Origin of the sequence: Vibrio sp. V09_P4A23P171 (assembly GCF_963875615.1) — a bacterium.
Lineage (GTDB): Bacteria > Pseudomonadota > Gammaproteobacteria > Enterobacterales > Vibrionaceae > Vibrio > Vibrio anguillarum.
The window spans coordinates 30,893-43,546 of sequence record NZ_CAWNMR010000007.1 but is presented as its reverse complement, the minus strand read 5'-3'; the positions used below and the strand labels follow the sequence as shown (position 1 = coordinate 43,546).

The following is a 12,654-nucleotide window of genomic DNA, read 5'->3' as shown; positions in this document are numbered from 1 at the left end:
TTTGACAGAACACGTTGCATTTATGTGATGCGCATCGTATTCCATAAGGAAATCATACCCCCAAAGAGGGATGTCAACTTGACAGTAGTCAATTTAGACAAGGAACAGGCGTGACCTATGTCACCTTTCCTATAAATTGATAAAATAGAAAATAAATAGCCACACAGATGATAGAAATTAAAAATACATAAAACACAACAGATTGATATTAAAAATAAAAGACAAAAACCCCAAAGATAGGCAGAGCCTTATCACTGATAATGTTGACTAAAAATGGTTTGAAAAGTAACAAAAATCACGAATAACCTGCTCAGATTCCTAATGCTCAATTATTTTAAAATAAATGCTTTACTTTGATTGAGGACCATGCGATTATGTGTCCGCTCTGTTGAACAGGGTTATTAATGTAACAAGTAAGCCAAAGTTCCCTTTCAGATTCAATTCAAAGTGTCCTCTAGTTTCATGGTCTCATTTAAATAATTCGTCTCAAAGCAACACCTGTATTTTAAAATTTTTTATTTTTATAAGGGACATAACATGTCTAACACTACTACTGGCACTGTAAAATGGTTCAACGAAACTAAAGGTTTTGGTTTCATTTCTCAAAGCAACGGCGGTCCAGATGTATTCGTACACTTCCGCGCTATCGCTTCTGAAGGTTTCAAAACTTTAGCAGAAGGCCAAAAAGTATCTTTTGTTGTAGAACAAGGTGCTAAAGGTCCTCAAGCTGCTAACGTACGTGCTGAATAATTTCGCATGAATGTGTGAGCGTTGGCACCACGCCAGCGCTCTTATTTTTACCTAGATTATAAATTATAGTTATCAACGTTATCGCTCAAACTTCTGCTCCGTTCCCTCTGCTTATCCCGTTCGAACATTCAGCCATTTTTGCATAAACCGTTTTGACAATCCTATTTCTATCTATGTAATATTTTCATTTTTACAAAGGAGATCTACTATGTCTCGTACAACTGGTAGAAAGCGTTTTTGGTTTGCTAAATCTAAAGCAACACAAAAATTACGCTCACTATGAATATTCATTTTAATATTAAACATTGCTCTTGGAATGCGACTATTCATCAACTTAATAGTGACATATTGACACGTCATATATTAAGTCAGATAAATTGCAATTTAGACACTCTTCATCTCAATTTTATTTATGATGAAGAATCTTCTCAAGGACAAATATTGAATGCTGATGACAAGCTTATTGGCCATTTTAATATCATCGATTAATACCCAAACACTTTAATAGCCGCCGTTAAAGTTATTTGGGCATTATTCACTTATCTCAGTTTTGCTAGCACTATTTTCTGATCTAATTCGTTGTGATAGTCTTTATAATCTAAACCTACTTCAAAGATGAATTCTGTCACTAAAGTGCGAACACAATCTACCAGCTCTTTCGCATTCCATGGTTTCTCAAAATACCTATTTACACCTGCAGTGTTAATCGCATTGATCGTATCTGTGTGTGTTGCTTGCCCTGTTAACAGAATTTTCTTTGTTTTCTTAAATCTGGAATCTGCTGCGACTTCGGTTAATAATTCGACTCCTGTCTTTCCTGGCATCACATGATCTGACATCAACAGCGCAATATGCTCACCTTGTTCGTCAAACTCATCCATTAGATCCAATACTTCATAAGCCGATTCACAATCTTCAATATTCAACCAAGAAGTGAGTGGCTGAAGATCTTGCAGTATCGCACTTAATACTTCCCTTTGATCATCGACACAAATGATATTAAGCTTCTCCATAATCGCTCTCCGTGGGTAATTTAATTCTAAATATTGTTCTTTCATTGTCACTTTTGAGTACGACATTCCCACCATACCCAGAAACAATGCGTTTCACTATTGATAACCCTAGTCCCAAACCAAACGACAACCCTCCTTTTTTGGTGGTGAAGCTTGGTTGGAATATTTTCCGTCTAGTGGCTTCGTTAATTTCAGGACCGTTATTAGCAATGGTTACCAATATACGTTGTTTACTTAATTTGGTTTGTATCTCTATCATTGGCTCTGCTATGTTAGCCATGGCATCACAGGCATTTTTGATGATGTTTACCCAAATTTGTACCAGCTCTGTCTGAGATCCTTTAAATAAGGGTAATGCAGCAGGCCTAATACGGACACTGACACGTCGTAAATCACTCTGTAATAGTGCCAATGCTCGATTGATCGTATCGTTAATATCGAACTCTTCATCTTGAGTAATTTCAGTTCGGCCCAGTTGTTTTACTGATTTAACAATGCCAACAGTATGTTTAGAGGCCAAACGTAAATCATGCAAGTCACGGCCCATTTGCCAATAACGGATAGCTAAATGTGGATTTTTCAGCCAGTGCGAAGATAAGTAGTCTTCTGGAACCGCTTTTGCTAAATCTCTTGCCACATTTTTAGGCAGGGCGTATTGCTTTTCGAAAAGAGCACCTCGCCTTCTAGCTTCGTTTGACGATACTTTCTGACCATACATCAAGCCAAAATCGAAAAAGAGGCTCGCTTCAGGATGAACCTCTTCGAGCAGCTCCATAAACAGTACTTCTAATCGCTCAGATTTGCTACTCACTACCCCGATGGCATTGTTCAATTCATGGGCAATGCCCGCCGCTAACTGGCCCAAGGTCGTCATTTGCTCAGCCGAATATAACCTTTCTAATGCTTTTTCTTTTGCCACTGATTCTTGAGTTGCGCGTCGTTGACGGCGGGATAATTCATTCACAATAACGGGGATAAACTGGGCGGTTAAAGGTCCATATTGATCTTCTTCTAAAACAGCCGTAGTTCGGTCGATCCAGGCAAGCTCTACCGTAGATTCAGCCACCACTGTTGAAGAAGCTATCCATTCACCAGAAAAAAAACTGTGCACGCCAATAAAAGCACCAGCACCGGCTGAAAAAACTTTTATCGGTTTATCGCCTTTTTCATTGTAATAGCCACTCAATTCTCCCGACCATACGAAATAGAGTCGATCATTATAACCTTCTTGCTCAATGACAATACTTCCCGAAGGCAGTTTCACCATCCGTTCAGGATGGCGAAAATAACGATCAATGAGTGCAACAAGTCTTTTATCCGACATAATGCTACCTAACCGATATGACCAACCGCATGAAGTAACCAAACCATAACAAAACTGAGCAGCACCCCAATCACACCGAGGACAACCCCTACTTTAGCCATTTGGTTACTTTGAACGTGCCCGGTAGCATGCGCCAACGCATTAGGTGGTGTACTGATAGGTAATGACATACCAAGTGATGCAGCAAAGGTAACCACGAGAATCAACGTGATTTCTCCACCTAATGGAGTAAGCGAAGTCATTGAAGCACCAAGCGCGGCCATAATCGGCATTAATAAGTTCGCGGTGGCGGTATGTGACATAAAATTGGCCATAATGAGACACAAAAATGCCGCACCAAATAAAACAACGTAAGGTGAATACTGTGCAAAAGGAATGCTGTTCACCACTAGTTGCGCTAACCCCGTTTTGTCTAATGCAAGTCCTAGCGCAATACCACCAGACACTAACCACAGCACATCCCAAGAAATTTTCTTTAGATCTTCTTTGTTGATGATGCCAGTAAGAGAAAAAACAGCCACGGGTATCAGTGCAACAGTATAAGAGTTCATACCATGGGTTGAGCCCATCAACCAAAGAAGAATGGTCAGAGCAAATGTGATATACACAATAATGGCTTTTGGTGTTTTTAAAAATTTACCTTTAATGGTCAATTCAATTTTTTGTTGCTCTGCTTTAAACATGGCGCTAATCAATACCCACGCGAGTGCCATCATTATGATCACAAACGGCACCCCAAAGGCCATCCATTCACCAAAGGTAATTAAATTTTCACCGACCAGATATTTCAATGCGATCGCATTGGGAGGAGTACCTATTGGCGTACCTATACCGCCAATATTAGCGGCGACCGGAATACACAAAGCAAAAGCAATTCGCCCTGGATCTTTTGGGCCAAACACTGCGATGACTGGCGTTAAGATGGAAAGCATCATCGCTGTTGTTGCGGTATTGGACATAAACATCGAGAAGATGCCAGTAATTAACATCAAGCCTAACATGACATACTTGGGATTCTGGCCAAATGGTTTGAGCAGCACTCGTGCAAGGTTGACATCCAAGCGATACTTAGTGGCGGCCATGGCTAAGAAAAAGCCACCCAAAAACAACATAATAATTGGGCTGGCAAACGTCGCCATGATATCAGTATGTTTTAGCAAGCCACCAAAATGAGCTTCTCCCTCAGCAAGCCTCATAAACCAGATACCTTTATCCGATACCATTAGGAGCTCTAGCACGATCACGACTACCGATGTGGCATAGATTGGGATCGGTTCAAATACCCAACAAAGAGCGGCGAGCAAAAAGATGGCAATCACTCGCTGCTGTATTACGGTCATCCCTTCAAAAGGGAAAGCGGTCATAGGCAACAATAAAATAAGTAATGGAACTAAAATAGGGATGATAAATTTTAAGTAAGGACGCACCATATAAACTCTTCCTGAGTACTCATAGAAACGATAATTAGAGGTGTACTTGAATCTCGAACAACGTTGCCATTATGTTACAGTTACTCAGCAAAAAGTTTGGTGTTAGATCAATGAACAACGATTACCACTAAGGCAAATACTCAGAATGAGGGGTCGCTTGCAAATCCTCTCACCACTCTTAGGTGTTAAACCAATAATCAACCACCCTCACATCATTAAAATTAATCAATCGTTTTATCTTTGCACAATCAAACATCTGCTACTTTAATAGTATAGGTATCGTCAATTTATAGATAACATGATAATATCCGCGACCAATTAGGATGTAGATCACATTGTCGGTAAATGGATGTTGTTCGCTCAAGCGACTTTTGACAAAAACAATCAAAGGTAACTCATTCATGTTTTTAAAAAATCTATCCATCAGACAGAAAATTGCAGGCTCATTTAGCCTCATCGCTTTAATCAACATCCTCTTCGCTTGGTTTTTATATAGCGAACTCCAAGAAGTCAAAAGTCAGTTGGTGAATTTTGCCGACGATACACTGCCTGCACTACAACACGTAGATTCAATGGGAGATAAACTCTCCTATTGGCGTCGTACGCAGTTTGCTTCCTTGCTCACCGATGATATAAACGAAGTGAAACAACGCCTAGTGACTAGCCGTCAATTACAACAAGAGGTTGATGCAGGTTTAAAACAGTATGGTAAAAGTGTTTGGCCAGGCGAAGAAGAGCAGACATTTAGAAAACTGATGAGTAACTGGGATAGTTATATCAACATTGTGACTCAGTTTAATCAGGCTTTAGAAAGCAATAATAAAAGCGATGCCCACAAACTACTGAATCAATCGCTTGAAACTTTCACGAAAATTGAAGCCGACATAAAAGCGCTGATTGGCATCTTGCAAAAAGCAATGGATGGCAACAAAAGCTATATTCTTAAAGCAGTTGACACACTGAACACTTCATCAAGTATCAGTAATGTTTCCATTATCGTCGTCATGGTCATTATCACCCTCTTCTTGACTCGCATAATTTGTGGGCCTTTGCGTTTGGTTGTTGACCAAGCAAACGCGATTGCAGAAGGTAACTTAGCAAAACAGATCGATCGTAATGCTATTGGCAATGACGAATTAGGTGAACTTGCCGATGCCTCACAAAAGATGCAGAACAATTTACGTCAACTGATCGAAGAGATCATCTCCGCTGTAACACAACTAAGCAGTGCTGTGGAAGAGATGAGTCAAATCTCCAATATCTCAGCTCAAGGTATGAAAGAGCAGCAATATCAGATCACACAAGTCGCAACAGCGATGACGCAAATGAAAGCCGCAGTGGCCGATGTAGCACGCAACACGGAAGACTCAGCATCACAAGCAAGTAGTGCCAACACTAAAGCCAAAGAGGGTGCGACAGACAATGCCGCGATGGTGAGCTCCATTCAACAAGTGGCTACAATTATTGGTCAGGCTGGCGAAACCGTTGCAAATTTAGAACAACAATCCACACAAATTAACGTGGTACTTGACGTTATTCGTAACATCGCTGAGCAAACAAACCTATTGGCACTGAACGCTGCGATTGAAGCAGCCCGCGCTGGTGAATCTGGCCGAGGCTTTGCTGTTGTTGCCGATGAAGTGCGCACCCTTGCGGGAAGAACTCAAGCTTCAACTGGCGAAATCACAACCATTATTGAAAAATTACAAACCATGGCAGGCGAAGCAAAAGAAGCAACCGAACGTTCGCGCGTCAGCATTGACTCTTGCGTCGTTCAAGGAACCCACTCGCAGCAATTGATGGTTTCAATTGAAAACTCAGTAGCTCAAATTGCGGATATGGGAACACAAATCGCCAGTGCTTGTAGTGAACAAGATTCCGTTGCCGATGAACTAAGCCGCAACATTGAAAATATCCATACGGCTTCACAAGAAGTCGCGCAGGGTTCAGAACAAACGGCGCAAGCTTGCCACGAACTCAGTCAATTATCGGTCACATTGCAAGACGCAATGGGGCGTTTCAAACTTAACTAAAATAGAGTCAGCCCCTAACGGGGCTTTCTTGTTTTTACTTACCTAGGAGATAGAATGAATTTCAAAGCCTCTTTTCTTACACTGTCAATTGCCATGGCTTTACCCTCTTTTTCAGCGACTTCTGCACCTTTAAGCCTTAACGTCAGTGAGCCTTCTATACAAGAAATTCAGCAATCCAATACTTGGCTTGAGATCGATCTTGGCCAATTCAAACAAAATATTGAGCAGTTTAAGAGCCACATCAACAGCCAAACTAAAATTTGCGCCGTGATGAAGGCTGATGCTTACGGCAACGGTATTCGCGGTTTAATGCCAACTATTCTCGCGCAAGGGATCCCTTGTATCGCAATTACCAGTAATGCAGAGGCTAGAGCCGTACGTGAGAGCGGGTTTAAAGGCCAGTTGATGCGTGTTCGCTCTGCGAGCATTGATGAAATCGAACAAAGTGTCGAGTTAGATATCGAAGAGCTCATCGGTAGCAAAATGCAAGCTGAGCAACTCGCTCAGCTAAGCCAGCAAAAAGGTAAAACGATAAGAGTACATTTGGCATTAAATGATGGCGGTATGGGACGCAATGGTATCGATATGTCAACCGATGCAGGAAAACAAGAATCGATTGCGATTGCTACTCAAAGTGGCATACAAATTGTTGGGATAATGACTCATTTCCCCAATTACAATCCAGACGAAATCCGCAGCAAGTTGGCCAGTTTTAATACCAATTCAGCTTGGTTGATTCAGCAAGCAAACCTAAAACGCGATGAACTGATTTTGCATGTTGCCAACTCCTACACTGCTCTCAATGTACCGGAAGCACAACTCGATATGGTACGTCCTGGCGGCGTCCTGTATGGCGACTTACCAACTAACCCGGAATATCCGTCAATCGTCTCATTCAAAACACGTATTGCGTCATTGCATCATCTTCCTAAAGGAAGCACTGTTGGCTATGACAGTACATACCGCGTAACCAAAGAGAGTGTTTTGGCAAATCTGCCTGTTGGCTATTCAGATGGTTACCCAAGAAAAATGGGCAATCGCGGTGACGTATTGATTAACGGTCAACGAGCAAAGGTGGTTGGAGTAACCTCAATGAACACCACATTGGTTGACGTAACCGATGTGAAAGGCGTCCTTCCTAATCAGGAAGTCACCTTGTTTGGCGCGCAAAAGCAAGGCCGAATCACTGTCAGTGAGCTGGAAGAAAATGCAGAGCTCATATTCCCTGAACTGTATACGATTTGGGGAACGGCAAACCCACGTTTCTACATCCACTAAGCCAAGCCCACTTATTTATCTTTTGGTCCGTGAGTGTTTTGCACTCACGGTATCCCCTTTTAATTCACCGCTCGTTGTTCCTATTAACCCCTTTATTTTTCAGGCATAATCGGCCCGTTCCTTTTATTTCATATGGATGCGCATGCGACCGATTAAATCCCCTATATTCTTGGCTGTGTTAACTCTACTCTTGGCCATGACCACCATTCAATCTGGCGCGTCACTAGCCAAGCAGCTATTTCCTATTGTTGGCCCAGGTGGAACAATTGCACTGCGCGTTGGTCTCTCTGCATTAATACTGTTAATGATTTTTCGCCCATGGCAGTTACGACTTTCTCTTTCACAATGGCGCTCAATGATCATTTACGGAGCAAGCCTAGGTGGCATGCAACTGATGTTCTATTTTGCTATTGAACGAATTCCTCTTGGTATTGGGGTTGCGTTGGAGTTTTCTGGGCCATTACTCATTGCATTTCTCTCATCTAAACGCAAAAAAGATCTGATTTGGGTTGCGCTTGCTATTTTGGGTATTGTTTTTTTATTGCCCGATCTAACGGGTGTCGATGCACTTGATCCGATTGGCGTTGCACTGGCTTTAGCGGCTGGCGGATGCTGGGCAGCCTACATATGGTTTGGTCAAAGGGCGGGGAGTGTCGGTTCTGGAGGCGCAACCGTTGCGATAGGGATGACGATTGCGGCCCTGTTTGCGTTTCCAATCGGCGTTGTATTATCAGAGGCGTCTATTTTTACGTGGTCAATACTGCCTATGGCGTTATCTGTCGCGATTCTTTCAAGCGCCGTACCTTATTGCCTAGAAATGTCGGCTTTAAAGCGTTTGTCTACACAACACTTTAGTGTGTTAATGAGCTTAGAGCCCGCCATCGCCGCATTAGCTGGATTAATTATTCTTCAAGAACAATTAAGCTTAACGCAATGGATCGCCATTACGATGATCATCACTGCCTCAATGGGTAGCACGCTATCGGCGAAGAAATAAGGTGAACCGTTCAAAATAGTTCGGCACTACTGTCCCCCTCTTCGTTTTCAATGAATACACCGCTACGCAACAAGTCTTCATAACATTGTACTTGATTGCGGCCGTGGTTTTTGGCGAAGTAGAGTGCTTTGTCTGCTCTATCTAAAATCGTTGAGAGATATTCTCTTGGCGAGATAGAGCAGATACCAATACTAAGCGTGATATGTTGAACCTGAGGAAAACGAAACTGCTCGATGTGCTGTCTAAACCTCTCGGTTCTGTTTAGCACGACCTCATACTCACTGGCAGGAAAAATAATGACGAACTCTTCTCCACCAAACCGAAACAGTTGTTCTTGATTAAGAAAAAAATTCTGCATTTGCTGAGCCACCAAGAGCAAAACTTCATCGCCAATCAGATGGCCAAAATTATCATTGATCCGTTTAAAATGGTCGAGATCAATGATGGCAACCCAAGGCATCACTGAGCCTACTGTCGCCGTTTCAGGAAGCACATCAAAGCTAAGGCGCAACCTATCCTCTAACGTCCTTCGATTCAACAACCCTGTCAGCTTGTCACGCTCATTTTCATGCAATAATAAAACGTAATTTTGGTAAATTTTAACAAAGCCTTCAATGAGCATTCGATATTGTTTGGGCGGAACTTTTAGAATCAGAGACAACCTAGCAGAAAAACTATCGTTGATCGCAATAGGGTAAATGCAATGGTATCCGTTTGTACCTAAATCTTCTATTTTAGGCTCGATATCAGAATGGTTATGTTCATAACTTGGAACCGTCTCGCCCTCATATTCCCAGTTAATTTCAAATTTTCCAGGTATCCGGCTACAGATAGTAGCTTTTGCAATGACATAGGAATGAGGTCCAATGTAATGTTCTAAGCAGGCCGATTTCAGAGGCAACATCTCGACTAGAGCGCTGATGACACAATAACCCAATGACACCGCATTTTTCTGCCCCGTAATTTCAACAACAGACTGGAGAATTTTATCGTCCATGCGCCCTCCCGAACATCTCTTATGATCAGTATAGGAAAGAATGGGTAGCGTGATGTTATAAAGTTTGTATCAATTAAATAACTTTCGAGTACTGTAGAACGAATAAAAAGCAGCCTAGGCTGCTTTTTATTCGTTTATTCGTTACTTTCTATTACCCAATTTGACTTTGCCATTTGAACCAAACCATAACGCTTGAGCACGGCGACGCCCCAATAAGATTGGTCCATCATCGTAAAATAAGAAATTTTTCCAGTATTTTTTAAATACCGACCATTGGGTTTCGATAATATTGTACTTTTCATAACAAAAATAAACGGTCACGTCATTTTGCCAATCAATATGGGCCAAAATATCAACGGGTAATGATTCATCGTCACTTTCCCATTCTTTCATCCAACTGATTTCATTGATCCAACTGCCTGCTTTACGAGGCCAATCTTGAGAACTTAACCTCTCTGAATCTGGGCTTTGAGCACTGATATTTTCCAGCCAAAACTGAGCCGCTCTGGCTTGAGACATGGGTTTAATATGCACCAGATCTTGCTCAGGAACTGGCATTGATTGGTGAGTGAAAATCCATTTTCTTTGGTATTGATCCAAAGGCAAATACGACATTGAATTTCCTTAATGTTTTAGCTGACTTGTGAATATAGCCGCTTTACTTTTAAAACGATAACCCATTAGCTTGGGCGCCAATCAGCATTAACCAATGCTGTTAGGTTGTGATCTTCCCATTGGCCATCAATGAGCAAATAATTTTTAGCGTGACCTTCGGCCTGAAAGCCCATTTTCATCAACACCGCTTCACTGCGTTTGTTGATTGGCATATAACCAGCCATGATACGGTGTAGGTTTTGTACCTTAAACATGTAGTGGCACGCCATTTTTAATGCACGGCCCATGATGCCTTTACCTTGTGCATTCTTCGCTAACGAATAGCCGAGATTACAAGCATAAAATGGAAAGCGTGAGAGGTTACTGAACGAAATGGTGCCAAGCATGTCACCACTGTTAATATCGATGATGAGCAAATAATAGCCTAATTGCATTTTATGCAGCTCACCAAGTTTAATCAGCCGCTGTGCCCACCCGTGAGCCTCAAAAAACGCCGCTTCTCGCTTAGGTTCCCAAGGCCGTAAATGTTCACGATTACTCGTAAAATAGGCAGCGATCATCTCCGCATCTTCAAGTTTTGCGGTTCGCACTAAAATATCATTATCCACTTCATACACTTGAGACAAGGTGCTGCATGACTGCATCAATTTTTCCTAATTCCGTAGTCGCGTAGCTTATTGGCGATAGAGGTGTGTGATACGTTTAAACGCTTGGCCAACTTACGGCTTGAAGGGAAAGACTGATATAAACGTTCCAAAATTTGAGATTCATACTCTTTCATGATGTCATCTAATGAGCCATCAAGATTGACATGGGTATTGCCAGTATGAACGGTTTCAAGCTGTGGCAGATGGAAGAGATCCACTGTTAACTGATTATCAGACATCTCCGTTAGCGCCCTGAGCACCATGTTGTCCAACTGTCGTACGTTGCCTGGCCATTGGTAATGAGAGAGCTGATCCGCCAAATCTTCCGCTAGTAGTGGTTTGGCCATACCCATTTTCTTAATGTGTTTCGCCACGAACAGTTCAAGCAATGGCTGAATGTCGTTAGGCCGCTCACGCAAAGTAGGAATACGGAGAGTTAACACATTCAGACGATAAAAAAGATCTTCACGAAATGCGCCTGATTCGGCTAAATCTGCCAACTTGTGACGCGTCGAGGCAATCACACGAACATTAACATGAACTTCATGCTCCTCACCAACGCGGCGGAATGTACCATCTTGCAAGAAGCGCAGTAGTTTAATTTGTAAATGAGGGCTCATCTCCCCGATTTCATCAAGAAAAACGGTGCCGCCATTCGCCTGTTCAAAAATACCTTTATGGCCTTGTTGATGATTAAATGACCCTGGCGCATGACCAAACAACTCCGTTTCCGCAACATCATCCGGCATTGAAGCACAACTCAGAACTAAGAAAGGAAAGGAGGCACGGTGAGAGCGATTATGACAAGCCTTGGCCAACATCTCTTTACCCGTTCCGGTTTCGCCTTCTATAAGCAAAGGTTGATCAAGCATTGACAGCTTCTTAGCTTGGCTAATGAGCGCTTTATGGCGGTTAGACACTCCGACAAAATGTTCAAAACCAAGGTTATTGTGTAAGGGCAAAGCATCATCGACGACGCCGCTAGGGCTTTTAGAACGAATCATCATCATGGTACTCGCCAAGGTGGATTCTTTCGACTCACCCGTAATATAAACAGGCATCATCTCCATCAGATAATCGAGACCATCGTGCACGATCTCCTCACGTTGTCGTGCTTTGTTGCCTTCAAGCCAGCGTGATAGGTTAAAGAAAGGTAATAATGCAGAAATGGGCTGCCCTATCACCTCTTTCTCTGTTTTGTTAAACAGCGATAGTGCTGAATAGTTTGCCATATCAACAAACCCTTTCAGATCAATCGCCAGCACCGCATCAGGCACGTTGTTGAGTAATGAAATTAACTCGGTGTTATGCCGCTCCATGGGCATGAATTGAATTTTCCGAACATCTTTTACGCCAGAAATTCGGCGAATTTCAGCCATCAATTCACTGAATGTTTCAAAATCAATGTCAGGGCAGTTGAGGTAAATAATGCCGATGACATCGATTTCAATCCCACGCAAATCAATGTTTCTCGATGCAAGAATATCGAGCAGTTCTCGGGTTAGACCGAGTCTATCTTCACAAGAGACTTCAAGACGCACTTAAAAATCCTAATAAAAAGTGTCAGGAA

Annotated in this window: 12 protein-coding genes; 5 read left to right on the top strand and 7 right to left on the bottom strand. The window is 42.2% G+C overall.

Annotation, left to right across the window (positions count from 1 at the left end):
* The first annotated feature begins 537 nt into the window (after window positions 1-537).
* The gene (gene cspE, locus AACT23_RS03155) at window positions 538-750 is read left to right on the top strand and encodes a transcription antiterminator/RNA stability regulator CspE (RefSeq protein WP_010317961.1); all 213 of its coding nucleotides are present in this window, start codon (window positions 538-540) and stop codon (window positions 748-750) included.
* 279 nt (window positions 751-1,029) lie between these two features.
* A complete protein-coding gene (locus AACT23_RS03150; RefSeq protein ID WP_013856790.1) occupies window positions 1,030-1,239 on the top strand; it encodes a hypothetical protein in 210 nt (69 codons plus the stop codon).
* Between the two features lie 50 nt (window positions 1,240-1,289).
* Here AACT23_RS03150 and AACT23_RS03145 read toward each other — a convergent pair whose 3' ends face one another.
* The 3 genes from AACT23_RS03145 to AACT23_RS03135 are packed head-to-tail and all read right to left on the bottom strand — an operon-like array spanning window position 1,290 to window position 4,514.
* A complete protein-coding gene (locus tag AACT23_RS03145; RefSeq protein WP_010317964.1) occupies window positions 1,290-1,763 on the bottom strand; it encodes a response regulator in 474 nt (157 codons plus the stop codon).
* A complete protein-coding gene (locus AACT23_RS03140; RefSeq protein ID WP_094126921.1) occupies window positions 1,750-3,087 on the bottom strand; it encodes an ATP-binding protein in 1,338 nt (445 codons plus the stop codon). The genes AACT23_RS03145 and AACT23_RS03140 overlap by 14 nt, the downstream gene beginning before the upstream one ends.
* Before the next feature lie 8 nt (window positions 3,088-3,095).
* Window positions 3,096-4,514 carry an SLC13 family permease gene (locus AACT23_RS03135; protein ID WP_176428611.1) on the bottom strand — a complete coding sequence of 473 codons (1,419 nt, stop codon included), beginning with the start codon at window positions 4,512-4,514 and terminating at the stop codon, window positions 3,096-3,098.
* 404 nt (window positions 4,515-4,918) lie between these two features.
* On the opposite strand from AACT23_RS03135, the gene AACT23_RS03130 reads away from it, so the two are divergent.
* The 3 genes from AACT23_RS03130 (at window position 4,919) to AACT23_RS03120 (ending at window position 8,825) form a co-directional block, all read left to right on the top strand.
* On the top strand, window positions 4,919-6,550 hold the full coding sequence (locus AACT23_RS03130; protein ID WP_176428609.1) for a methyl-accepting chemotaxis protein: 1,632 nt from the start codon (window positions 4,919-4,921) through the stop codon (window positions 6,548-6,550).
* Window positions 6,551-6,604: 54 nt separating this feature from the next.
* On the top strand, window positions 6,605-7,828 hold the full coding sequence (alr, locus tag AACT23_RS03125; RefSeq protein ID WP_094126916.1) for an alanine racemase: 1,224 nt from the start codon (window positions 6,605-6,607) through the stop codon (window positions 7,826-7,828).
* A 142-nt stretch (window positions 7,829-7,970) separates the two neighbouring features.
* Entirely contained in the window at window positions 7,971-8,825 is an 855-nt protein-coding gene (locus AACT23_RS03120; protein WP_026028721.1) for an EamA family transporter, read from the top strand.
* Window positions 8,826-8,835: 10 nt separating this feature from the next.
* Here AACT23_RS03120 and AACT23_RS03115 read toward each other — a convergent pair whose 3' ends face one another.
* The 4 genes from AACT23_RS03115 to tyrR form a co-directional block, all read right to left on the bottom strand.
* Window positions 8,836-9,822: a GGDEF domain-containing protein gene (locus AACT23_RS03115; protein ID WP_013856784.1), complete on the bottom strand. Its 987-nt coding sequence runs from the start codon at window positions 9,820-9,822 to the stop codon at window positions 8,836-8,838.
* A 141-nt stretch (window positions 9,823-9,963) separates the two neighbouring features.
* A complete protein-coding gene (locus AACT23_RS03110; RefSeq protein ID WP_010320690.1) occupies window positions 9,964-10,437 on the bottom strand; it encodes a DUF2947 domain-containing protein in 474 nt (157 codons plus the stop codon).
* A 65-nt stretch (window positions 10,438-10,502) separates the two neighbouring features.
* The gene (gene rimJ, locus AACT23_RS03105) at window positions 10,503-11,084 is read right to left on the bottom strand and encodes a ribosomal protein S5-alanine N-acetyltransferase (RefSeq protein ID WP_017043610.1); all 582 of its coding nucleotides are present in this window, start codon (window positions 11,082-11,084) and stop codon (window positions 10,503-10,505) included.
* Complete coding sequence (tyrR, locus tag AACT23_RS03100; protein WP_017043611.1) at window positions 11,081-12,625, bottom strand: transcriptional regulator TyrR; 1,545 nt, start codon at window positions 12,623-12,625, stop codon at window positions 11,081-11,083. The genes rimJ and tyrR overlap by 4 nt, the downstream gene beginning before the upstream one ends.
* Window positions 12,626-12,654 lie beyond the last annotated feature (29 nt).

Bases quoted from the DNA above. Each gene is read 5' to 3' on its own strand.
- cspE (WP_010317961.1), top strand. From the start codon at position 538: ATGTCTAACACTACTACTGGCACTGTAAAATGGTTCAACGAAACTAAA.
- AACT23_RS03150 (WP_013856790.1), top strand. From the start codon at position 1,030: ATGAATATTCATTTTAATATTAAACATTGCTCTTGGAATGCGACTATT.
- AACT23_RS03145 (WP_010317964.1), bottom strand. From the start codon at position 1,763: ATGGAGAAGCTTAATATCATTTGTGTCGATGATCAAAGGGAAGTATTA.
- AACT23_RS03140 (WP_094126921.1), bottom strand. From the start codon at position 3,087: ATGTCGGATAAAAGACTTGTTGCACTCATTGATCGTTATTTTCGCCAT.
- AACT23_RS03130 (WP_176428609.1), top strand. From the start codon at position 4,919: ATGTTTTTAAAAAATCTATCCATCAGACAGAAAATTGCAGGCTCATTT.
- alr (WP_094126916.1), top strand. From the start codon at position 6,605: ATGAATTTCAAAGCCTCTTTTCTTACACTGTCAATTGCCATGGCTTTA.
- AACT23_RS03120 (WP_026028721.1), top strand. From the start codon at position 7,971: ATGCGACCGATTAAATCCCCTATATTCTTGGCTGTGTTAACTCTACTC.
- AACT23_RS03115 (WP_013856784.1), bottom strand. From the start codon at position 9,822: ATGGACGATAAAATTCTCCAGTCTGTTGTTGAAATTACGGGGCAGAAA.
- AACT23_RS03110 (WP_010320690.1), bottom strand. From the start codon at position 10,437: ATGTCGTATTTGCCTTTGGATCAATACCAAAGAAAATGGATTTTCACT.